We start from the raw sequence: 20,990 nt of genomic DNA on the forward strand, positions 1-20,990 counted from the left end.
GGAGTGTGACGTGTACGAGCTCTATATCGCCAACAAGAACTACTCCTCGTGGTCGCTGCGGCCGTGGGTGCTTCTGCGCGGGCTAGGTATCCCGTTCGACGAGAAGCTGGTGCCGTTCGTCGGCGGCGCCGGGGTGAACTGGGATGCGTTCCGTACGTTCTCGCCGACCGGCAAGGTGCCCTGTCTGAGCGACGGCGACACCGTGGTGTGGGATTCGCTGGCGATCGCGGAATACCTGGCAGAGCGGCACGCCGGCGTGTGGCCGTCCGATCCGCTGGCGCGGGCATGGGCACGTTGCGCCGCCGCTGAAATGCACTCCGGTTTCGCCGCGTTGCGCAGCGCGTGCACGATGAACTGCGGCGTCCGTGTGCGCGTCGATGCGCCAAGCGAGGCACTGCGCAAGGACGTCGCCCGCGTCGACGAGTTGTGGAATGAGGGGCTGGCGCGCTTCGGCGGCCCATTCCTCGCCGGCGCGGCATTCACCGCCGTCGACGCGTTCTACGCGCCGGTGGCGTTCCGCATCCAGAGTTATGGCCTGCGGCTCGGCGATACAGCGATGGCCTATGCGCAACGCCTGCTCGACCTGCCTGCGATGCGCGAGTGGTACGAGGCGGCCCTGGTGGAGCCGTGGCGCGATCCCGAGCACGAGGACGAGGCGCGCGACGCAGGCAGTTGGCTGCAGGATCTGCGCGCGTCCTGATCGTGGATGCGCCAGCCAGCGCGGGATGGGTCCGCGCTGGCTGGGGTGCGTGGATCAGCGCTTGGCAGCGTTGTGCTTCACGCGGTAGATGCGTTTGCTGTTGCGGTTCTCGGCGTGCTGGATGCGCTTCTGTTCGCGCGGGCCGACGCGGCCATTGTTGGTGCCTGCAACGTGCTCCATGTGGTCGACGTGGGCCTGGCGGCCTTGCATGCGCGCATCCTCGCGGTTGGTGAGCTGACCGGATTTCACGCCGTTGGCCAGGCGCTGCTCCTGGTTGGCGTTGCGCTGCACGTCGGCCTGCAGGCGGCGCGATGAGGCCGAGTTCGGGTTGCCCTTGATCGCGTCGTGCTTGTCCTTGTAGATCGCTGCGCTGTCGCGGTTCTGCATGCGCTGGATCTGCGCGTTCTCGGCCTTGGTCATCGGGCCGTTGCGCATGTCGCGCTGTTCGGTGCGGTCCAGGTTCGCCTCGCGCTGTTCGAGGTTCGATGCCTGGCGCGTGCTGAGCTGGCCGGATTTCAGGCCTTGTTCGATGCGCTGCTGCTGGTTGGCGTCGCGCTGGGTATCGCTGGCTGCGTTCTGGGTGGGCGCGGTCTGCGCCTGCACGGCCGCCACACCGCCCAGCCCGCACAGGCTAAGCAAGCCAACGACCAGCCATTTCTGCGTATGGTTCTGCATGGTGTTCTCCTCCTCGTGGGTGCCGCCCGCTATACGGACGGTCTGAGTGCGGAGAACGGAGCATGGGCAGGGGCGATGACGATGTTTCCCGGCAGCGTTCAGCTGGCGCTGGGGAAAAGCGCGTGTCGACGCACCTGCCAGCGCGCCAGCGTGAGCAGCACCAGCGCAACCACCGCGAAGCCCAGCAGCATGCCGCAGCCGTCGAGCAGCACGCGCAGGTAGCCCAGAGCGGCCACATCGAGAAACGGGTAGGGATACCAGCCGTCCACTGCGCCGCGCGCCAGCGCGTACAGGAAATAGCCGATCGGGTAGAGCAGCCAGGCGCCAAGCTGGCGCCAGCGCAGCGCGCGCTTGTCCACCGCCAGCCACCAGTACAGCAGGCACAACACCGGCATCGCACGATGCAGGATCACATCGGCCAGCCACTGCCATCCCTGTGGATGCCACAGCGCATGCAGCAGCAGCTGGTAGACCAGCGCCACGATCACGATGCTCATCGCCAGTGCCGTGGCCGTGCCCGGCCGCAGGAAGAATCGTGCGAACGCGCCGCGTGGCCCGAGCGCCGCTGCCGCCAGCGCCAGGGTGACCAGCAGGTTGGTGATGATCGTGAAGAACCCCAGGCACAGCCACAGTCCCGGCAACCAGCCACGTCCGTACACCGTATCCAGCTGCGTCGAGAGCAGGTATTGCAGCAGCAAGGCGAAGGCGCCGAGCAAAGCCGAGGTGGCGGCGAGCAGACGATGCGTAGTGCGGGCCGGTTGAAGATCGGATGTCACGGGATGACCTTCAGGCAGTGTTGGCTTAGGGGCGTGACGAAGCGAGCCTTCAGTCGGCCATCGCGGCATTCATGCGCCGAAGGGCAAGGCGGCGGCCGATCGCGACATAGACGCGGGCGAGCACCGGGATCGTCAACAAGAGGAAGTTGTTGTTACCCGGCATATGCGGCGCCGCCAGCAGCGCGGCGGTGGCGGCCGTAGGCAGGGTCAGCGCGCGCCAGCGCATGGCGCTGACCTCCTCCGGCGGCACCCCGGGGCGTATCCGCCCGGGCCGGAGCGCGAGCTGGAACAGCAGCCATTGCAGCAGCCCAGCGGCGAGCAAGGTGGCTGAGTAGAACACTTCCGGTACGCGCGCGAGCGGGTTGGAGCTCATCAATGCCGTGGCGAAAGGCATGAAGGCGATCACCATCAGCAGCAGCATGTTCGGCCACATCAGCCGGGGCTCGTAGCTGTCCAACACGCCGAACAGCCGGTGGTGCGCGATCCACAGCGCGCCGATGGTCAGGAAGCTCAGCACGAAGCCCATGAAGCTCGGCAACAGGTGCATCAATGCGGCGAGGTAGGCGGCATCGTCCAGCGTGTCCAGCCGCGGCACGTGCACCTCGATCACCAGCAACGTGATCGCGATGGCGAACACGCCATCGGAAAAAGTCTTCAGGCGTTCCAGCTGCTGCGCGCCGTGGCTCATGCTTGGTCCTTCAGAACTTGTACGCCCGGTGGATCGCCACGATGCCGTTCGAGAGGTTGCGCACCTCGACCTTGCCGAAGCCGGCCCGCTCCATCATGCCTTTCAGCGTTTCCTGGTCGGGATGCTTGCGGATGGACTCGGCGAGGTACTGGTAGCTGCCGGCGTCGCCGGCGAACAGTTGGCCGAGCCTGGGCAGCACCTTGAACGAGTGGAAGTCGTAGAGCTTGCTGAAGAGCTCGCTCTGCACGCGCGAGAACTCCAGCACCAGGGCGCGGCCGCCGGGCTTGAGCACGCGGCAGATGTCGGCCAGTGCCTTGTCTTTGTCGGTGACGTTGCGCAGGCCGAAGGCCATGGTCACCGCGTCGAAACTGTTGTCCGGGAACGGCAGGCATTCGGCGTTGAGCTGGGCCCAGCGCAGGCCGCCGACCAGGCCGCGGTCGGTGAGGCGGTCGCGGCCCACGCCGAGCATGGCGGCGTTGATGTCACCGACGACGACTTCGCCTTGTTCGCCAACCACCGGCTTGAGCAATGCGGCGATATCGCCGGTGCCGCCGGCGAGGTCCAGCACGCGGTCGCCCCTGCGCACGCCGCTGATCGCCACGAAGTGGCGCTTCCACAGACGGTGGACGCCGAACGACATCAGGTCGTTCATCAGGTCGTAGTTGCGCGCGACCGAAGTGAACACCTCGCCGACCAGCTTTTGCTTGTCGGCGACGGGCACGTCGCGGAAACCGAAATGGGTGGTGCCGGGCTGTTCGTTCATGGCGTCACGCAAAGAGAGGGTGGGTTGTTACAGCGGCAGGTCGCCCTGGGTGCCTTCTTGTTCGCCCGCATCCGCGGTGGCATCGACGGCTTGCGCGCGATGGCCTTCGTGCTCGGCAGCCACATGGCGCTGGTGCAGTTCCGCGCTGGTGTCGGCATCGGTGGAGGAGGCAGGCGGCACGGGTGCGGCGGGTTCGAGCGCGATCTCGTCGGTCACCACATCCCGCTCGCCGCCGGGGGTGATCTTGAGGATGGAATGGCGCATCTCGCGCGACAGGATCACGCGCGCGTCGCGCACCATGTCGTCCAGCGCACTGTTGTAGTCCAGCTTGCCGGACTCGTCGGTCCACACCACCTTGCGCTCGCGCAACTTCTGGATGAAGCCGCGGAACAGCGCCTTGTCGAAGAACTCCGGCGCGTTGAGCTCATTGAGCAGGGACAAGCGCTGCGCGGTAAGCGTGCAGGTGTTCTCCAGCTCGGCGGCGGTGAGTACGTGCGGGCCGTGCTTGGCCAGCGCGGCGACCGCGATGTAGTAGCGCTCGAAGGCCTGGATCAGGCTGCGCGCGATCATCCGCAGCTGGAAGGCGCTGTCGTCCTGGCCCGGCGCGCGCTCCAGCATGCGGCCTTCGCCGGTGGTCTCGAGCAGGCCGCGGCGCACGAAGAAATCAATGGTGGCCTGCAGCTGTGTGCCGAAGCCTTCCTCGTCCCAGGCGAGGAACAGCTCGCCCTGCAGGAACGGATAGATGATGCGGCCCAGCCGCTGCACCGAGGCGCGCGACATGCGCCGGTTGTTGAGGAAGCAGCAGGCCACCCACGCGGCGGCGGCGGCCAGGTGCAGCACGTTGTTGCGGAAGTAGCTGAGCAGCACTGCCTGCTCGCCTTCCACGTCGAGCACGTCGCCCAATGGGTGCTTGATGCGGCGGATCCAGCCCATCTGCTCGCCGTAGGCGATGATGCCGGCGGGGTCCATCGGCGTCAGCGTGACGCGGTCGGAGTAGGGCAGTTCAAGCAGTAGCGACTTGGTGAGTTCGAGCTGCGCCAACAGATCGTTCTCGGCCATCGCGTGCTTGGGCGTGGCCAGCAGGATGAGTGCGAGCAGATTGATCGGATTGACGTCCGCAGCGCGGTTGACGTTGATCTGGATCTTCTCGGCGACCCGGTCGATCACCCCGCCCAGCCATTCGGGGCGGCTGTCGGGATCGGCGCTGGCGCTGCGCCAGTCGGCGCTGGCCGCATCCAGCAGCGGGGTCAGCTCGATCGGTTCGCCGAAGTTGATCGTGACGTGGCCGTAGCGTTGCTTGAACAGCCCGCCGACGCCGCGCAGCAGGGCGAACAGGGTTTCCTTTTCCTTGGGCTGGCCACTGAGTTCGCCCGCGTAGCTCTTGCCCTCCATCAGCTTTTCGTAGCCGATGTACACCGGCTGGAACAGCACCGGCCGGCGCGGCGCGCGCAGGAACGCACGCACGGTCATCGACAACAGGCCGGCACGCGGCGCCAGCAGGCGCCCGGTGCGCGAGCGGCCGCCCTCGATGAAGTATTCCATTGGCACGCCGCGGTCGATCAGCTGCGCCATGTATTCGTTGAAGATCACCGAGTACATCGCGTTGCCCTTGAACGTGCGGCGCATGAAGAACGCGCCGCCGCGACGCAGGATCGGCCCGATCAGCGGCAGATTGAGGTTGACGCCCGCGGCGATGTGCGGCGGCACCACGCCGGACATGTGCAGCTGATAGCTGAGCAGCAGGTAGTCGGCGTGGCTGCGGTGGCTGGGTACGTACACCACTTCGTGTCCGGGCGCGGCGGCGCGGGCCTTATCGAAGTGGTGCATCGCGATGCCGTCGTACAACTTGTTCCAGAAGTTCGACAGCAGGAACGTGGCCGAGCGCACCACCGGGTGCGAGTAGTCGGCGGCGATCTCCAGCATCATCTTCTGCGCGCGGCGCCAGGCCTTGGCCTCGCTGATCTTTTCCTTGGCGGCGGTGGCGGCGATCGCGGCGCGCACCGGCTCGGCGCGCAGCACGTCGTCCACCACGGTGCGCCGGTGCGAGAGATCGGGGCCGATCACCGCCGCGCGGATGCGCCGGAAGTGAGTGCGCAGCACCCGCGCCAGCTTGCGCGCGAAACGCGGCGGCGGCAGCTCGCCGGACTCGGCCAGCACCTCGCGCAGCGACACCGGCTCGGCGAAGTGCACCACGGTGTCGCGGCCGTTCAGCAGCAGCGCCAGCAGGCGGCGGAAGCGGCCCACCATCACCCAGTTCTCGGAGAACAGCACGCTGAACCAGCCGGAATCGCGGTTCGGCGCGCGGCCCACGTAGATCGACACCGGCACGATCTGGATATCGCGGTCGGGCATGCCTTCCAGCGAATGCACCAGCTGGCCCAGCGGTTCGTTCGGCGAGCGGTGGCGCTTGCGCCCGAACAGCCAGCCGTCGCGGCGCATCAGCGCGAATACCGAGCGCTTGCGGCGGGTACCGGCCAGCGGCTGCAGCGGACTCGGCAGGCCGGCCTCGCGACAGGCGCGATCGAGGATCAGCGCGTCGGAAAAGCCGTCGCGCTCGATCACGTAGCAGACCGGCACGCCGGCCTTGAGCAGGGTGGCCGGTTCGGCCGGGTCGCGGCGGATGCGCACCCAGGGTTGCAGCAGCTGCCCGGCCAGGTGGAACCACCAGGGGGCGCGGCGACGTGGAGAATCCGCGATGGATATGTTCTGCATCCGCCTATTCTAGTGGCTTGCCCGGAAAACCATGCTCGGGCGTGTGGAGGGGACGCTCCTGATCCCCCTGCCCCGCGGGGAAGGGGGCGGACTCTCAGTTTTTCGTGGCGGCGCTGGCAGCCACGGCCGGGGCCGGAAGCGCCGCCAGCGCCGTACTGCCGGCCGCCGCCGGCTGCTGCAGGCGCTCGTGCGCCTCACGCACGCTGCTGATCAGCGACTCGCTGTACCAGCGGCCGTCCTGTTGCACCAGGGTCGATTCGGCGGACAGCGGCTTGCCGAGCAAGGTGTAGTCGATCTTCACCACCGCACGGCCATCCTTGTTGGAGAGGGTGCTGAGCTTGACCGAGTCCAGCGCCTCGTCCACCGACAAACCGTAGATCGTCAGCAGCTGTTTGAGGCCGGCGTAGCCGGTGGTGTATTTCGCCATTGCCGTATCGAAGTCCATCGTGCGCAGCTGCTCCGGGCTCTTGAGATCGAGCTTGCGCGCGGTGGCGACCACCACACCCACCGCCTGCTTCGCCCTGGCCTGGTCGAACCACGGCGCCTGCTGCGCCCACGGCGCCAGTACGTCGAGCAGCTGGTTCGCCTGGGCCTTCTGTTCGCTGTCCAGGTTCTTGTTCTGCGCTACGCCGTTCTTCAGCAGGGCGTCGCCCACGCTGATCATCACTGGCAGCTGGTCCTTGTACTGCTGCTCCATCTGGCCGAGTTTGGGCTGCATCTCGGCATAGAGCTTGTTCTCCGCGTCGGGGCCGGTGAGCTTCTGCACGGCCTCGTCGAATTTCGCCTTGTCCGCGGCGCTGACCGGCGGCTGGTTCGCGGCGGTGTGGCGGCTCCAGTCCGTGCGCAGGGTGGCGTAGTCGGCGGGCGGCAAAGCGTGCTTCCACAGACCGTCGAAGTTGCCAGCCTTGAGCAGGTCGATCGAGCCTTGCACGGCCGCTTCCGGCGTGCTGCCGCCGACCTGCGAGGCCTCGTCCTTGCTGTGGCACGCGGCCAGCGCCAGCACGGCGAACAGGGGCAGCAGGGCGTGGCGAAGGGAGTGGAAACGCATGGGCAGATCTCGCGATGCGGGAGAAATGGGGCGCCGACCGGCGCAACGACGGGTCAGGGTAAGCGGCGTTGCAAAGGGGGACAAGGGTCGACCGCAGGAATTTGCGGCATCCTGTTCGATTGTGCGGCTATGGGTGGCCACCCGTTTGAACATCCGCGGCCGGATGGCCGAGACACCTAAAGAAAACCCCGCGGGCGTGAGCCTCACGGGGCAATCCGGCAGGGCCGGAAGGGAAATGGCCTTGCCTGCAGAAACTGGAGGTCAGCAGCAGGTAGGCACGACAGATATTACTTGGCTGTTAAATCTAAGGCAATACTTTTGTTATTCGCTATAACTATTTGTTTTTATTAGTTGTAGCGCAGAGCGTCCAGCTTCTGCTGGCGCCGCACCGCCGGTGGCGCGCTCCAGTCGTTGTTGAACAGTGCCGGCTCCCAGGAGCCGTAGGTGGGATTGGGCAGCACGAACCAGCGCGTGCCGATCCAGCCCATGTAGCCGTCGATGGCCTGCTTGCGGCCCGCCTCGGTGTTCGCAACGACATCGACGAAATCGCCGAGCTGGTCGCCGAACTGCATCAGCACGCGGTACTTCTGGCTCACCAGCTGCCGGCGGCAACCCTTCTCAGTGCCGATTTGCTCGCAGCCGGGTAGCACTGTGCCTAGCCCGAGGAAGGCCGCGGGGCCGGCTACCGGAAAGCCCAGCTTGCGCAGATTTGCCAAGGTGGCCGTGTCCAGGTCGGTGGCGCGGTTGGACAGGTAGATCACCGCGACGCCGTGCGCTGCGGCGAATTGGGTGAAGGCCAGTGCACCGGGCATCGCGCGGGCGCGTTCCTCCTTGCACCACGCCGCCCAGCTGGCCTCGTCGTACTGGCCACCGCTCTTCACCAGCCGCGCCTGGTAGGGGGAGTTGTCCAGCACGGTCTCGTCGATGTCCAGCACTACCGCGGGCGGCAAGCCCGTGACGGGCGCCGCGCGATCCTCCTTTGACAACGCATCCCATTGCGGGTCGCGCAAGGCGGCCAGCAGGTGCGACTGGGCTTCGCGATAGGTCTGCAAGTAGATCAGATCGTGCTCGATCGCGGTCTGCGTCCACGCCACTGCGTTGAGGTTGTCGTCGGCGGCCGCCGCTGCCATCGGGGCCGCGGCAGGACGTGACGGCGTGGCGGCGCAGCCGGCAAGCAGGGCGGAGGCGGCCAGGGCCAGCGGCAGATGGAGTCGCATGAGACGGGTATCTCCGGAAAGGGGCGGCGAGTCTTGCAGGATTTTACGACAGCGGTGTGTCCGGGGCTGGCTGCCGCCGTCGCCGGCTGACAGACTGGCGATCATCCCCCATCGCCGGAACCTGCATGAACGATCCGACGCCCGCCGCGCCCCGCGCCGGCTCACCCGCCATCCGTGCCACCAGCTACGTGCTGGCGGCGCTGGCGCTGTGGATGGTGTTGCAGCTGCACCTGCTCTCAGCCCTGCTGGCGGGCCTGCTGGTGTACGAACTGGTACAGACGGCGGTGCCGCTGCTGGGGCGTCGCATTTCGGGCGACCGCGCGCGGATGGTGGTGGTGGCGGTGCTGGGCGCGGTGGTGGTGGGGTTGCTGGTGCTGCTGATCCTCGGCGCGGTCAGCTTCTTCCGCAGCGAGCTGGGCAACTCCGAGCTGCTGTGGCAGCAACAGCTGATGCCACTGGTGGACAAGGCGCGCCAGCAGCTGCCGGTGATGCTGGTCGATCATCTGCCGGACAGCGTGGACGACTTGCGCGACGGCTTGCTCGCGCTGGCCAGCAAGCACGCGACGACCTTGCAGACGGCGGGCAAGGGCGCGGCGCGTGTATCGGTGCACATCCTGATCGGGTTGGTGCTGGGTGCGATCGTCGCGCTCAGCCGCACCCGTCCGGCGCACCAGGTGGGGCCGCTGGCGGCGGCGCTGGGCCAGCGCTGTCAGCGCCTGGCCGTGGCGTTCCACGACATCGTGTTCGCGCAGATCAAGATCTCGCTGGTCAACACCGTGCTCACCGCGATCTTCCTGCTTGGCGTGCTGCCGCTGCTGGGCATCCACGTGCCGCTTTCGAAAACCCTGGTGGCGATCACCTTCATCGTCGGGCTGCTGCCGGTGGTCGGCAACCTGCTTTCCAACACCGCCATCACCATCGCTGCGTTGTCGGTGTCGCTGGGCGTGGGCATCGCCGCGCTCGGCTTCCTGATCCTGATCCACAAGCTGGAATACTTTCTCAACGCCCGCATCGTGGGCTCGCAGATCCATGCGCAGGCATGGGAGCTGCTGATCGCCATGCTGCTGCTGGAGGCCGCGTTCGGCCTGCCCGGCGTGATCGCCGCGCCGATCTACTACGCCTATCTCAAGGGCGAGCTGGAAGCGCAGCGCTTGATCTGAGGCAGCGGCTCAGCTTGCATCCCCGATGCCGGCGCCGGCCAGCAGCCAGCGCAGATCGCGCAGCTGGGGTTCGTAGTGTCGCCAGTGGCCGATCGCACGCTGGTAGATCGGCGCGCGCACCTGCCAGGCATTGGGCGTGTTGACCGGCGTGGTATTGCTCTCCGAACGCAGGCAGGCGTCGTCCCAGGGCAGTCCGCAGAAGTCCAGCAGTTCGCGCGTGGCGGCTTCGGTGTTTTCCACCAGCGATTCGTAGCGCACTTCGTGGATGCGGCCGGGCAGCACCTTGCGCCAGTGCGCCATCAGGCGGTCGAACTGGATGACGTAGCGACCGATATCGCTGAGGTCGAAGGAATAGTCGTAGAAGCCCGATTCCTGGTCGAACAGGTGGCGGAAGTTGCCGATGCAGGTGTCCAGCGGGTTGCGCCGCAGGCAGACGATCTTCGCGTTTGGCAGCGCGCGGGCGATCCAGCCGGCGTAGAGGAAGTTGTGCGGCATCTTGTCGATGAAGCGGGGCGTTTCGCCGCTCACCGGCCGGGTGCTGGCGAGATAGGCTTCGCCGAGCTGCCGCCAGTCGATGTGCTGGGTGCGTGCGACGAGGTCGGCCTCGCCCAGCAAGGCGGTGGGACACCCCGAGGCCCGCTGTATCAGGGTGGGGAAGTTCTGCAGTTCGCCGGCGGACCGCACGTCGGGATGGCTGGAGAGCACGCGGTCCAGCAAGGTGGTGCCGGTGCGCGGCATGCCGATGATGAAGATCGGCTCGTTCGTGGGGTCGCCCGTGGCGGCGTCCGCGTCGGCGGCGGGAAAGGCCCGGACCAACGCGTCGAACATCGCCTCGTCGCGCGCGAACGTGTAAGGCCGCATGCGGCGGCCGGCTGCCTTGCCCTGTGTGTAGTGTCCGAACGCGGCCGGGTAGTCGGCGAGATCGTCGCATTCCTTGCCCAGCGCGATGTTGAGCAACAGCTGCGCGCCGGGATCGTTGCCGTGCTGCTGCAACAACTCGCGCATCCGTGCGACGTGGTTGTGTTCCGCGGTCTGTCGCTGCAGCTGGGCGAGCAGTACGTGCGCGTACCAGTGGCGCGGCTCGAGCCGGATGCAGGTTTCCAGTTCGTGCTCGGCGCCTTCGACATCGCCGAGGGCATTCAGGGCGTAGGCGAGGTTGAGATGGGCGATCGCGTGCTCGGGCGTCAGCGTCACGGCGCGGCGGAAGGCGTTGGCCGACTGCATCAAGGCGTTGGCCTGCCGGTAGACCATGCCCAGCGTATCCAGGGTGTGCCCATCACTGGGCGACAAGGTCATCGCGCGGTCCGCGACCAGGCGCGCCTCGCGGAATCGGCGCGCCAGCGCCAGCGCTTTTGCGTATTGCGCGGTGTAGTCGGCGCGGCGTGGCTCCAGGTGGGTGGCCTTCAGCAGGTGTTCCAGCGCCTTCGGCATGTGCTGCACGTACTGCATCTGCACGAGGGCCACGCCGATCATGAAGTGCGCGCGCGCATCATCCGGAGCGGCGGCGAGCACCTGGATGGCGCGTTGCTGCACGCGCGGCCAGTCGTTCTGGTTGAAGGCAGCGACGAGCTTGCTGAAAGCCCGGGTCGAGTCGATCACGGAATCCCCCTGGCGCCGGGGAAGGGAAGAGGCCGGCCGCCATCGGCACACTGAAAGGCACCCGGGCGTGGATGTCAACGGGCAGGGGGCCTGCCTCGGTTTGCCCTGCCTCGTGGCCGCCGGGTGGCGGTGCCGGGCGGGGGGTCACGTACCGGCCAGCATCGCCTTGATCCGCGCCATGTGCGATTCGGCGGTCTCGCGCACCGCTTCTTTGTCCGCCTCGGGGTCCTTGCCCTGCCAGTGCAGGTCGTCCTGCGGCAATTCGTGCAGGAAGCGGCTGGGCTGGTTGCTATGCACCTCGCCGTAGCGCTTCGTCTTCGCCGACCAGGACAAGGTGAGCAGCTCCTTCGCGCGGGTAATGCCCACGTACATCAGGCGGCGCTCCTCGTCGATCCGGCCCTCGTCAATGGCGCCGTCGTGCGGCAGGGTGCCGTCCTCGCAGCCCACGATGAAGACGAAGCGGAACTCCAGGCCCTTGGCTGCGTGCAGCGTCATCATGCGCACGGCGTTGCCGGGATCGTCGCGGTCGGCATGGCTGAGCAGGGCGAGCTGGGCGGCGAGGTCGCCGGCACTGTTGCCCTTCTGCATCGCGCGGAACCAGTCGGCGAGTTCCTGCAGATTGCCGAGCTTGCGCTCGCGCACGGACGGATCGGGCGTGGCGGCGGCGAGCTGCGCCGCGTAGCCGGTGCGCTTAAGGATGCGTTCGACCAGATCCGCCGCGCTTTCGTGCAGCGAGGCGCTGCGCAGCTCGTCGAGCAGGTCGGAGAACGCGGCCAGGGCGGCGGCCGGGCGCGGCGTGAGCTGGCGCAGCACGCCGTCGCTGCGGCTGGCTTCCAGCAGCGAACAGTGTTTTGACTGCGCCAGCTGGCCCAGCTTTTCCAGCGTGGTGGCGCCGATCTCGCGCTTGGGCACGTTCACCACGCGCAGGAAGGCGGCATCGTCGCTGGGGTTGGTCAGCAGGCGCAGGTAGCAGAGCAGGTCCTTCACCTCGGCGCGGTCGAGGAAGCTCAGCGCGCCGGTGAGGTGATAAGGCACCCGCGCCAGGCGCAGTGCCTTTTCCAGCGGCCGCGCCTGGAAGTTGCCGCGGTAGAGGATGGCGATGTCGTGCCAGCGCGCCTTGTGCTTTTCGGCCAGGGTGGCGGCGAGCGAGGCGATCTTCTCGGCCTCGTGCTCGGCCTCTTTGCACTCCAGCACGCGGATCGGCGCGCCTTCCGGGTGCTCGCTCCACAGCTTCTTTTCGTGCAGGTGCGGGTTGTTGGCGATCAGCTTGTTCGCCGCGCGCAGGATGCGCTTGCCGCAGCGGTAGTTCTGTTCCAGCTTGATCACGCGCAGCTCGGGCCAGTCGCGGCCGAGCTGGTCGATGTTCTCGGGGTTGGCGCCGCGCCAGGCATAGATCGACTGGTCGTCGTCGCCCACACAGGTGATGCGGCCGCGCTCGCCGGCCAGCGCCCTCAACAGGCGGTACTGCGCGTCGTTGGTGTCCTGGTATTCGTCGACCAACAGGTAGCGCAGGCGTTCGCGCCAGGCGTCGCGGCACTCGGTATCGCTTTCCAGGATGCGCAGCGGCAGGCGGATCAAGTCGTCGAAGTCGACTGCATTGAAGGCGGCCAGGCGCTGCTGGTACATGTCGTAGATCGTCGCTGCTTCCAGCTCGCGCGGGCTGCGCGCGGCGGCCAGCGCTTCTTCCGGCGACAGGCCGGCATTCTTGGCGCGGCTCAGCAGGTTGCGCAGGCCGAACAGCACGTCCGGCTTGACGCCCTTGGGCGCAAGTTCCTTGACGATGCCTTCGCTGTCGTCCGCGTCCAGCACCGAGAAGCCGCGGCGCAGGCCGGCGCGCGCGTGCTCGATCTGCAGAAACTTCAGCCCCAGCGCGTGGAAGGTGCACACGGTGAGCGAGGCGGCGTCCTCGCTGCTGATCAGCTTGCCCACACGTTCGCGCATTTCGCGCGCGGCCTTGTTGGTGAAGGTGATCGCGGCGATCTTCGCCGCCGGCAGCTTCCGCCGCTGGATCAGGTGGGCGATCTTCTGGGTGATCACGCTGGTCTTGCCGGAGCCGGCGCCGGCCAGCACCAGCAGCGGGGTGTCGCAGTGTTCGACGGCGGCCAATTGCTGCGGGTTGAGCATGGATCGAGGCAATGCGTGAGCGGCGGCCGATGGTAGCAGAGCGGACGCGCCGGACCAGGCCGGTCATAATTGGCGGACCAATCGCCAGGGTGGCGAAATACGAAGGACGCAGCATGACGGATCGGCTGGATGAAAGGGACGTCGAACCATGCGACGTGGTGGTGATCGGCGGCGGCCCGGCCGGCAGCACAGCGGCGACGTTGCTGGCGCGGCAGGGTTACCAGGTGATCGCCCTGGAGAAGGAGCGCCACCCGCGCTTCCACATCGGCGAGTCGCTGCTGCCGATGAACCTGCCGGTGTTCGAGCGGCTGGGCGTGCTGGAGAAGGTGCGCGCGCTGGGCGTGCATAAGGCTGGCGCCGATTTCGAGGCGGACAACGAGCGCGGCTACAACACCTACGCCTTCAGCGAGGTGGTCGGACGCAGCCCGCCGCACGCCTTCCAGGTGTGGCGGCAGGATTTCGACCGGATGCTGTTCGAACATGCGCGCGAGGCCGGCGCGGATGCGCGCGAGGGCCACGAGGTGCTGCGCGTCGAGCAGGCCGGGCCGCGCGAGTCCTGGCTGGACGTGCGCCGCGACGACGGCGGCCATTGCCGCATACGGGCGCGCTACGTGATCGACGCCAGCGGCCGCGACGCCTTCCTCGCCGGCAAGAAGAAGCTCAAGCGCCGGAACGCGGAACACCAGAGCGCGGCGATCTTTGGCCACTTCCACGGTGTCGAGCGGCGCGAGGGCGCGGACGCGGGCAACATCAGCATCTACAGCTTCGCGCACGGCTGGATGTGGCTGATCCCGCTGCCCGACGGCGTGACCAGTGTGGGCGCGGTGTGCCGGCCGGACTATCTCAAGCAGCGCAAGGGCCGCACGGTGGACTTTCTGCGGGAAACGCTGCAGCAGGCGCCAGCGCTGTGGCGGCGGCTGGAGCGGGCCGAGCTGATCGGCGACGAGGTGCGCGTTACCGGCAACTACGCCTACGACGCCGCATGCATGGGCGGGCCGGGCTGGGTTCTGGTCGGCGACGCGTTCGCCTTCCTCGACCCGGTGTTCTCCTCCGGCGTGTACCTGGCGATGAGCGGTGCCGAGCGGGCCGCCGCGCTGGTCGATCAGGCGCTGCGCGAACCCCATCGCGAGAAAGCGCTGCTGCGCGCCCTGGAACGGCGCCAGCGCAAGGGCATGCGGCGCTTCGCGTTCTTCATCTACCGCTTCAACGGGCCGGCGATGCAGTGGCTGTTCCGCCACCCCAGCCGCAAGTGGAAGATGGAGCAGGGTGTCACCTCGATGCTGGCGGGCGACGTGTTCGATTCGTTCCCGGTGTGGTGGCGCATCCAGCTGTTCCGGCTGGTGTACCTGGTCTGTGCGCTGCGCGATCGCCGGGGCTGGCTGGCTGAGCGCCGCGAGCGGCTGGCGCAGGCGAAAACCCGTTTCAGCGGCGGCACCTTGCCGGTGGACGAGGCCTGACGCGGTACCATCGGCGCCATGGCCAAGCTCTATTTCTATTACTCGGCAATGAACGCCGGCAAGACCACCACGCTGCTGCAGAGTGCGTACAACTACCACGAGCGCGGCATGCGGACGCTGATCCTCACGCCGGCGATCGATACTCGCACGCGGGAGATGCCCTCTCCTGGCGCTGCGCGCCACCCTCTCCCGCAGGCGGGAGAGGGAAAAGGGGCGCCGCCTGCGGCTGCGGACTACCCCATGGGTGTGGTGGCCTCGCGCATCGGGCTGAAGGCGAATGCACGGCGCTTCGCCGGTGAGGAGAACCTGCTCGCCCTGGTCGAGGCCGACATCGCCGCGCACGGCAGGCTCAACTGTGTGTTCGTGGACGAGGCGCAGTTCCTTACCCGCGCGCAGGTGTGGCAGCTCACCGACGTGGTGGACCGGCTGCGTATCCCGGTACTGGCCTACGGCCTGCGCACCGACTTCCGCGGTGAGCTGTTCGAGGGCAGTGGCTATTTGCTGGCCTGGGCCGACGAGCTGCAGGAAATCAAGACGATCTGCCACAGCGGCAGCAAAGCCACCATGGTGGTGCGCGTGGACGAACAGGGCCGCGCGGTCACCGACGGCCCGCAGGTTGAGATCGGCGGCAACGACCGCTATGTCTCGGTGAGCCGCGCCGAGTTCAAGAAGATCACCGAAGGCCACGGCCGCATCGAGTTGCAGCAGAGCGTGCTGCCCTTGGGCGAGCGGCACTGAAGAATCCGCGCCTCGCGGATTTTTCGACACAAGTTACCCAGGTTTTTCCAAGGCAGACAGATGACCGAAGCACAGCAAACCCCCGAGTGGCTGCGCCCCTACTGGCAACCTGGCGCCGACGAGGACGCGCTGCTGCAGTTCTACGTGTTCGGCAAGTTCGAGCGCGAGCTGGTGATCCCGGCCATGCGCTACGGCAGCCCCGGCCTGCCCGAGGGTGTGAGCCTGCAACGCTTCCAGAATCTGGAACTGCGCAAGTGGGAGGGCTACCCGCTGGCCGGCACGCTGGGTGAGATCCTGCGCGACGAGGTGCCCGAGACGTTCGAACAGGCACGCATCGCGCCCGATGTGCTGGTGATCCGCGGCCAGCTGCCGGACGGCGCCAGCCTCGACTACCTGCGCGACACGCTGGGCGTGCTCGCCGCCCTGCTCGACATCGGCGGCCGCGCCATCCTCGATCCGCAGATTCTCTCCCTGTTCGACGTGGAGGCGTGGCGGGAGCGGTACCTGGTGAAGGACGGCGCGCCACCGCGCAATCATGTGCTGATCCTGCGCAGCGACGAGGCGGACGGCGGACGCTCGCACGTGCACACCCGCGGCATGCGCAAGTTCGGCCGCCCCGACCTGAGCTTTCGCCAGGTGCCGCCGCAGGAGCTGGATCGCGTCGGCGCGCTGTGCGAGAAGCTGGTGGAGATGCAGGCGCTGGGCGTCCGCTTCGTCGCGGGGCAAGCGTTGGAAGTGGAGGGCATGGAGCAGGTGCTGATCGCGCAGCCCGGCGGCCGCTTCGACGATCCGGAGTTCAACAACCGGCACGTGGCATTCCGCTGGCCGTTCTGACCGGCGTCGCTACCTGCAGAAAGCGAAGAGGGCGGCCATGGGCCGCCCTCTTCGCAAGCATGATGCGAGCGAATCTCAGCCCGCGTCGATGAAGCGCTGGCTATCGTCCATGAAGGCCTTCTCGCCGAAGCCGGCTTCGTGCGAGCCGAACGGCATCTGCGCACGCAGCTTCCACGATGCCGGGATGCTCCAGGTCGCGCGGGCGGCGTCATCCACCAGCGGGTTGTAGTGCTGCAGGCTGGCGCCGATGCCGGCGTCGGTCAGCGCCAGCCACACCGCGAACTGCGCCATGCCGGCCGACTGCTCGGACCACACCGGGAAATTGTCCGCATACAGCGCGAACTTCTCCTGCAGGCCTTTCACTACGTCCTGGTCTTCATAGAACAGCACGGTGCCCACGCCGGCGGCGAAGCTGTCCAGCTTGGCGGCGGTCTGCGCAAAAGCCTCGGCCGGCACGATCTTGGCCAGTGCATCCTTGGCCAGCGCCCAGAACTTCACGCTCTGCTCGCCGAACAGGATCACCGCACGCGAGCTCTGCGAATTGAACGACGACGGCGTGTGCTTGATGGCGTCCTTGATGAGGTGATTCAGCGCAGCCTTGTCCATGCCCACGTTGCGGCCCAGCGCGTACTGGGTGCGACGCTTCTTGAAGTGTTCGATTACGGCGTTGCTCATGGGGATTCCTCCACGAAAGGAAAAGCCGAACCCGCGGAACGGAGGGCCGTTCCGATCTCGTGTGCGTGTCCGGGATGGCGCTTATGTTGGACGCGCCGCGCGGTGCCGGGTAGCCGGCAATCCGTGGTTACTCTGTTTCCCGTGGGAAACGCCGGCTCGCAGGACGCCCTAGCGCTGGCAGCGCGGGCACCAGAACGTCGAACGCTGCCCCAGCGTCACTTGCCGGATCGCCGTGCCGCATACCTTGCACGGCTCACCCGCGCGCCCGTAGACCATCAGTTCGCGGAAGAAATAGCCCGGCGCACCGTCGGGGGCGAGGAAGTCGCGCAGCGTGGTGCCGCCGCGTTCGATGGCCCAGGCCAGGATGCGCTTCACCTCGGCGGCCAGCCGCGCGTAGCGGGCGCGCGACACGCTGCCGGCTTCGCGGCGCGGATCGATGCCGGCGGCGAACAGCGCCTCGCTGGCGTAGATGTTGCCCACGCCCACCACGATGGCATTGTCCATCAGGAACAGCTTCACTGCCGCGCTACGGCCGCGCGACAACTGCCACAGCAGGTCACCGTCGAAAGCATCGGTGAGCGGCTCGGGGCCGAGTTTCGCCAGCAGCGCGTGGGTGGTGCCGGGCGCCTGCCAGAGCAGGCAGCCAAAGCGGCGAGGATCGGTGAAGCGCAACACGCGCGGACCTGCGTGTGCGCCGCGCGCAAGCACGATGTCCACGTGGTCGTGCGGGCCGACGGGCACGTCCGGCGGCAGCACGCGCAGCATGCCGCTCATGCCCAGGTGCAGCAGCGCGCTGCCGGCCTCGGTATGCAGCAGCAGGTATTTCGCGCGGCGTTCCACGGCATCGATGCGTTGACCGGGCAGCAGCTCGGAGACTTCGCGTGGAATCGGCCAGCGCAGATCCGGTCGGCGCAGGGTCACGGCCGTCACCCGGCGGCCGACCAGGTGCGGTTCGATGCCGCGGCGGGTGGTTTCGACTTCGGGCAGTTCGGGCATCAGTGCAAGCCGAGGTTTTGCTGCTTCTGCTGTGGTGCCTGCGGCATGAAGCGCAGCGATACCAGTGCCACGCGCTCGCCCACCTGCACATAGCACTGTGGCCCGGTGGCGGACATCGCGCCAAAGGCGAGGCGATGGCCGTCCAACGCGAGCACGGCCTTGGGCGGCGCGAGGCCGATCTTCGCGGCGTCGAAGTCGCCGATGGCGCGCCATTCCAGCACCGGCGCGCCTGCGGCTTCGACCAGCGTTTCGAGGTAGCGATCATCCTCGCGCCGGCCGTCGTCGCGCCACCAGTGGCCGTCATGTTTCGTGTAGTTCGCGGTGGCCGCGTTGCCGAGTTGCAGCGTCACCTGCGTGACCGCCGCCGGGTCGAGCGCGAGCAGGTTGCCTGGGGCGTCGCGTGCATCGTTCTGCCATTGCCAAAGCGCCAGTGCGACCAACACGGTCGCGCCGAGCAGCATCAGCAGGCGTGAACGCGCGGCACGCGTCATGCGCGGCGCCGGCGCCAGGCGATCAGGCCGCCGATCGCGAGCAGCAGCAACGGCAAGACCACCATGAAGCCGATGCTGGCGACGTTGAGTTCGGCCTGGTCGATGCGCAGCACGCGATCAGGCACGCCTTCGTGCGGCACGTTGATGAGCGCATCGTCGCCGAGCAGCCAGTTGAAGATGCGTTCGCCCAGCGCGCGGTTGCCGCCTTCGCCGAGATAGGCGTTGGAGAGGAAGTCGCCGTCGCCGACCGCTACCGCGCGCTGCTCGCGCTTGTCCGGGCTGGGCGAGAGCCGGTCCAGCGCGAAGGCGAAGTCCAGCGGGCCCTTGAACTCGCCGGCTGCGGCGTCGTAACGGATGGCCGAAGGGTGCGCGTTATCGATGGGATGGAATTCGGTCCAGCTCTGCGCGCTGGAGCGCAGCAGCGGCGTGGCCGTCCAGCCGCCCGCGCCGGTGCGCGCCAGCGCGGCGACCTGCGGGAAGCGTGTGGCGAGCTGGAAGCCGCGGGTGATCGGGTTGGGCGGATACATGCCCACCGCCAGCAGGCGCGGGTCGTCGAGGCCGAGCGCGGCGCCGCCGCCATCCACCAGCACGCCCGGCAGCACCTGGATGCCCAGCGCATCGGCCAGCGGCGCGAGGCCGAGGTCGCCGTTCGCCGGATCGCGCAGCCATAGCAGGTTGCCGCCGTCCTGCACGTAGGCGACCAGCGCCCGCACCGCACCCGCGGGCAGCGCTTCGGTGGGGCTGGCCAACACCACGAGGTCCGTGCCCTGCGGCACGGCGGTCGCCTGCGCGAAACTCAGCGGCACCGCGCGCAGGCCGCTCTCCGCGAGCTGACCCATCAGCGTGCCCATGTCGGCGTTGCCCTGGCCGCCGGGCAGGCGTTCGCCGTCGCCGGTGACGAAGGCGACGATGCGGTCGTTGCCGCGGATCAGCCGTTCCAGCGCGTTGGTGACGCTGCTTTCGGAAAGCTCAGTGAGCCGCTGTTGGTGGCCGCGGTAATGCAGGATCAGCTCGCCGTCCACGCCGATGCCCAGCTCGCGCATCTTGGCCGGGTCCTGCTGCGGATCGACGAAGCGCAGCGCGAGGTCGGGCTTGACCTGCTGGTAACGCTGCAGGAAGCCGGCGATCGCGGCGCGCAGGTCGCCTTGCGGTTTTGCGTAGCTGACGATTTCGACCGGACCGTCCAGTTTCGCCAGCACGGCGCGGCTCTGCGGCGATAGGCTCAAGCGGCCGTTCGCGGTCCAGTCGGCCACGTGCGCATAGCGCGTGCCGAGGTAGCCGATGGCACCCGCGCCGATGAGCAACAGCAGCGCAAACAACCAGCCGTCGAGGCGTTTCCACAGACGCTGCATCAGCCGCGCTCCTTGTCGGCCGCGAGCCGGCGGGTAGCCAGCGCGAGGCATACCGCGATCAGCAGCAGGAACCACAGGATGTCCGTCGTGGAGACCAGTCCGCGCAGCAGGTTTTGCACGTGCGTGCTCATCGCCAGCCAGTTGATGGCGCCATTGTCGAAGCCGGCCAGCTGCGCGCCGAAGTTCACCGTCAACAAGGCCAGCCCCAGCAGCAAGGCCACCACGGCGGCGATCGCCGGGTGCGTGGTGAAGGCGGAGGCCGCGATGGCAAGCGCAGCGAGCGCGGCGAGCATCAGGGCGATGCCGAGCGTGGCGGCGGCCAGCTTGCCCCAGTCCGGCGTGGTGGCATGCGCGAGCGAAAGCGGCATCGCCAAGGCCAGCAGCAGCCATAGCAGCAGCCACAGCAGCAGCACGGCGTACTTGCCCAGCACGATGCGCGAGGCGGGTACGCCGGCGGCGAACAGCAGCGGCAAGGTACCGTTGCGGCGTTCGCCGGCCAGCGTGGACATGCCGAGCAGCGGCACCACCAGGAGGGCCAATTCCCCGAGCTGGCCCAGCAGCGGCACGGCCACCAGATCCACGTAGCCGGGGCTATCCGGTTGCGCCGCGCGCTGGATCTCGCCGGCCAGGAATTCGCCGAGCAGGCGGGTGAAGCACCAGCCCAGCCAGGCCAGGCTCAGCGCCAGCAGCACCCAGGTCAGCGGTTGCACGCGCAGGCGGCGCGTTTCGAGACGGATCATTGAAAAGAGCCTGCTCATGGTCTCCAAGTGCCCCGCGTGGTCATCGAGTGGCCGTCAAGTGGTGGTGCGTGGTGCAGCGCCTGCCTGGCTGGCAGGCCAAGCCGCGCGCTGCTGCATGGCGGCCACTCGATGGCCACCCATGGGGCCGGGTCTGTTTGCCCCCATGCCTGCGTCATCACTCGGTCGTGGACGGACGTCCACTCCCTCGCTCTTCCTTGGCCTGCGCGCAAACAGTTCCCGGCGCG

Annotated in this window: 19 protein-coding genes; 5 read left to right on the forward strand and 14 right to left on the reverse strand. The window is 67.8% G+C overall.

From position 1 onward, the window contains the following. Positions 1 to 10 precede the first annotated feature (10 nt). Positions 11 to 700: a glutathione S-transferase family protein gene (locus tag ISP14_RS05205; RefSeq protein ID WP_404536836.1), complete on the forward strand. Its 690-nt coding sequence runs from the start codon at positions 11 to 13 to the stop codon at positions 698 to 700. 54 nt (positions 701 to 754) lie between these two features. On the opposite strand, the gene ISP14_RS05210 is transcribed toward ISP14_RS05205, so the two are convergent. From ISP14_RS05210 to ISP14_RS05240, 7 genes are all read right to left on the reverse strand, one after another. After that, the gene (locus ISP14_RS05210; RefSeq protein ID WP_404536837.1) at positions 755 to 1,375 is read right to left on the reverse strand and encodes a hypothetical protein; all 621 of its coding nucleotides are present in this window, start codon (positions 1,373 to 1,375) and stop codon (positions 755 to 757) included. A gap of 98 nt (positions 1,376 to 1,473) precedes the next feature. After that, positions 1,474 to 2,151, reverse strand: a complete 678-nt coding sequence (locus tag ISP14_RS05215) for a Pr6Pr family membrane protein (RefSeq protein ID WP_404536838.1) — start codon at positions 2,149 to 2,151, stop codon at positions 1,474 to 1,476. 49 nt (positions 2,152 to 2,200) lie between these two features. Then, the gene (locus tag ISP14_RS05220) at positions 2,201 to 2,839 is read right to left on the reverse strand and encodes a TMEM175 family protein (RefSeq protein WP_404536839.1); all 639 of its coding nucleotides are present in this window, start codon (positions 2,837 to 2,839) and stop codon (positions 2,201 to 2,203) included. Between the two features lie 10 nt (positions 2,840 to 2,849). Further along, the gene (gene ubiE, locus ISP14_RS05225) at positions 2,850 to 3,602 is read right to left on the reverse strand and encodes a bifunctional demethylmenaquinone methyltransferase/2-methoxy-6-polyprenyl-1,4-benzoquinol methylase UbiE (protein WP_404536841.1); all 753 of its coding nucleotides are present in this window, start codon (positions 3,600 to 3,602) and stop codon (positions 2,850 to 2,852) included. 27 nt (positions 3,603 to 3,629) lie between these two features. Then, positions 3,630 to 6,314, reverse strand: a complete 2,685-nt coding sequence (gene plsB, locus ISP14_RS05230; RefSeq protein WP_404536842.1) for a glycerol-3-phosphate 1-O-acyltransferase PlsB — start codon at positions 6,312 to 6,314, stop codon at positions 3,630 to 3,632. Between the two features lie 94 nt (positions 6,315 to 6,408). After that, positions 6,409 to 7,362, reverse strand: coding sequence for a hypothetical protein (locus tag ISP14_RS05235; RefSeq protein WP_404536843.1), 954 nt, complete (start codon positions 7,360 to 7,362; stop codon positions 6,409 to 6,411). A gap of 347 nt (positions 7,363 to 7,709) precedes the next feature. Beyond that, positions 7,710 to 8,579 (reverse strand): 5'-nucleotidase, lipoprotein e(P4) family, encoded by an 870-nt coding sequence (locus tag ISP14_RS05240; protein WP_404536845.1) that lies wholly within the window; start codon positions 8,577 to 8,579, stop codon positions 7,710 to 7,712. Between the two features lie 125 nt (positions 8,580 to 8,704). Between ISP14_RS05240 and ISP14_RS05245 the strand changes: the two genes are divergently transcribed. Further along, positions 8,705 to 9,739 carry an AI-2E family transporter gene (locus tag ISP14_RS05245; protein WP_404536846.1) on the forward strand — a complete coding sequence of 345 codons (1,035 nt, stop codon included), beginning with the start codon at positions 8,705 to 8,707 and terminating at the stop codon, positions 9,737 to 9,739. 9 nt (positions 9,740 to 9,748) lie between these two features. On the opposite strand, the gene ISP14_RS05250 is transcribed toward ISP14_RS05245, so the two are convergent. Together ISP14_RS05250 and ISP14_RS05255 are read right to left on the reverse strand one after the other, a co-directional pair. Continuing rightward, positions 9,749 to 11,338, reverse strand: a complete 1,590-nt coding sequence (locus ISP14_RS05250) for a tetratricopeptide repeat-containing sulfotransferase family protein (protein ID WP_404536847.1) — start codon at positions 11,336 to 11,338, stop codon at positions 9,749 to 9,751. Between the two features lie 144 nt (positions 11,339 to 11,482). Next, entirely contained in the window at positions 11,483 to 13,462 is a 1,980-nt protein-coding gene (locus ISP14_RS05255) for a UvrD-helicase domain-containing protein (RefSeq protein WP_404536848.1), read from the reverse strand. Between the two features lie 113 nt (positions 13,463 to 13,575). On the opposite strand from ISP14_RS05255, the gene ISP14_RS05260 reads away from it, so the two are divergent. Genes ISP14_RS05260 through ISP14_RS05270 form a run of 3 tightly spaced genes read left to right on the forward strand, consistent with a single transcriptional unit; the run spans position 13,576 to position 16,491 of the window. Continuing rightward, positions 13,576 to 14,919, forward strand: a complete 1,344-nt coding sequence (locus ISP14_RS05260; protein ID WP_404536849.1) for an NAD(P)/FAD-dependent oxidoreductase — start codon at positions 13,576 to 13,578, stop codon at positions 14,917 to 14,919. Between the two features lie 18 nt (positions 14,920 to 14,937). Next, positions 14,938 to 15,657, forward strand: coding sequence for a thymidine kinase (locus tag ISP14_RS05265; protein WP_404536850.1), 720 nt, complete (start codon positions 14,938 to 14,940; stop codon positions 15,655 to 15,657). 60 nt (positions 15,658 to 15,717) lie between these two features. Continuing rightward, entirely contained in the window at positions 15,718 to 16,491 is a 774-nt protein-coding gene (locus ISP14_RS05270; RefSeq protein WP_404536851.1) for a hypothetical protein, read from the forward strand. 75 nt (positions 16,492 to 16,566) lie between these two features. On the opposite strand, the gene ISP14_RS05275 is transcribed toward ISP14_RS05270, so the two are convergent. The 5 genes from ISP14_RS05275 to ISP14_RS05295 all read right to left on the reverse strand — a co-directional run bounded on the left by ISP14_RS05275 (position 16,567) and on the right by ISP14_RS05295 (position 20,745). Continuing rightward, positions 16,567 to 17,166: a nitroreductase family protein gene (locus ISP14_RS05275; RefSeq protein WP_404536852.1), complete on the reverse strand. Its 600-nt coding sequence runs from the start codon at positions 17,164 to 17,166 to the stop codon at positions 16,567 to 16,569. Between the two features lie 168 nt (positions 17,167 to 17,334). Next, a complete protein-coding gene (gene mutM, locus ISP14_RS05280; protein ID WP_404536855.1) occupies positions 17,335 to 18,162 on the reverse strand; it encodes a bifunctional DNA-formamidopyrimidine glycosylase/DNA-(apurinic or apyrimidinic site) lyase in 828 nt (275 codons plus the stop codon). Next, positions 18,162 to 18,653, reverse strand: a complete 492-nt coding sequence (locus tag ISP14_RS05285; protein ID WP_404536856.1) for a hypothetical protein — start codon at positions 18,651 to 18,653, stop codon at positions 18,162 to 18,164. Before ISP14_RS05285 ends, mutM begins: the two co-directional genes overlap by 1 nt. Continuing rightward, positions 18,650 to 20,005: a GldG family protein gene (locus ISP14_RS05290; protein WP_404536858.1), complete on the reverse strand. Its 1,356-nt coding sequence runs from the start codon at positions 20,003 to 20,005 to the stop codon at positions 18,650 to 18,652. The genes ISP14_RS05285 and ISP14_RS05290 overlap by 4 nt, the downstream gene beginning before the upstream one ends. Then, positions 20,005 to 20,745 (reverse strand): ABC transporter permease, encoded by a 741-nt coding sequence (locus tag ISP14_RS05295; protein WP_404536859.1) that lies wholly within the window; start codon positions 20,743 to 20,745, stop codon positions 20,005 to 20,007. Before ISP14_RS05295 ends, ISP14_RS05290 begins: the two co-directional genes overlap by 1 nt. Positions 20,746 to 20,990 lie beyond the last annotated feature (245 nt).

The organism is Dyella agri, assembly GCF_044904705.1.
Classification (GTDB): Bacteria; Pseudomonadota; Gammaproteobacteria; order Xanthomonadales; family Rhodanobacteraceae; genus Rhodanobacter_A; species Rhodanobacter_A agri.

Bases quoted from the DNA above. Each gene is read 5' to 3' on its own strand.
- ISP14_RS05210 (WP_404536837.1), bottom strand. From the start codon at position 1,375: ATGCAGAACCATACGCAGAAATGGCTGGTCGTTGGCTTGCTTAGCCTG.
- ISP14_RS05220 (WP_404536839.1), bottom strand. From the start codon at position 2,839: ATGAGCCACGGCGCGCAGCAGCTGGAACGCCTGAAGACTTTTTCCGAT.
- ubiE (WP_404536841.1), bottom strand. From the start codon at position 3,602: ATGAACGAACAGCCCGGCACCACCCATTTCGGTTTCCGCGACGTGCCC.
- plsB (WP_404536842.1), bottom strand. From the start codon at position 6,314: ATGCAGAACATATCCATCGCGGATTCTCCACGTCGCCGCGCCCCCTGG.
- ISP14_RS05235 (WP_404536843.1), bottom strand. From the start codon at position 7,362: ATGCGTTTCCACTCCCTTCGCCACGCCCTGCTGCCCCTGTTCGCCGTG.
- ISP14_RS05240 (WP_404536845.1), bottom strand. From the start codon at position 8,579: ATGCGACTCCATCTGCCGCTGGCCCTGGCCGCCTCCGCCCTGCTTGCC.
- ISP14_RS05245 (WP_404536846.1), top strand. From the start codon at position 8,705: ATGAACGATCCGACGCCCGCCGCGCCCCGCGCCGGCTCACCCGCCATC.
- ISP14_RS05255 (WP_404536848.1), bottom strand. From the start codon at position 13,462: ATGCTCAACCCGCAGCAATTGGCCGCCGTCGAACACTGCGACACCCCG.
- ISP14_RS05260 (WP_404536849.1), top strand. From the start codon at position 13,576: ATGACGGATCGGCTGGATGAAAGGGACGTCGAACCATGCGACGTGGTG.
- ISP14_RS05265 (WP_404536850.1), top strand. From the start codon at position 14,938: ATGGCCAAGCTCTATTTCTATTACTCGGCAATGAACGCCGGCAAGACC.
- ISP14_RS05270 (WP_404536851.1), top strand. From the start codon at position 15,718: ATGACCGAAGCACAGCAAACCCCCGAGTGGCTGCGCCCCTACTGGCAA.
- ISP14_RS05275 (WP_404536852.1), bottom strand. From the start codon at position 17,166: ATGAGCAACGCCGTAATCGAACACTTCAAGAAGCGTCGCACCCAGTAC.
- mutM (WP_404536855.1), bottom strand. From the start codon at position 18,162: ATGCCCGAACTGCCCGAAGTCGAAACCACCCGCCGCGGCATCGAACCG.
- ISP14_RS05285 (WP_404536856.1), bottom strand. From the start codon at position 18,653: ATGACGCGTGCCGCGCGTTCACGCCTGCTGATGCTGCTCGGCGCGACC.
- ISP14_RS05290 (WP_404536858.1), bottom strand. From the start codon at position 20,005: ATGCAGCGTCTGTGGAAACGCCTCGACGGCTGGTTGTTTGCGCTGCTG.
- ISP14_RS05295 (WP_404536859.1), bottom strand. From the start codon at position 20,745: ATGATCCGTCTCGAAACGCGCCGCCTGCGCGTGCAACCGCTGACCTGG.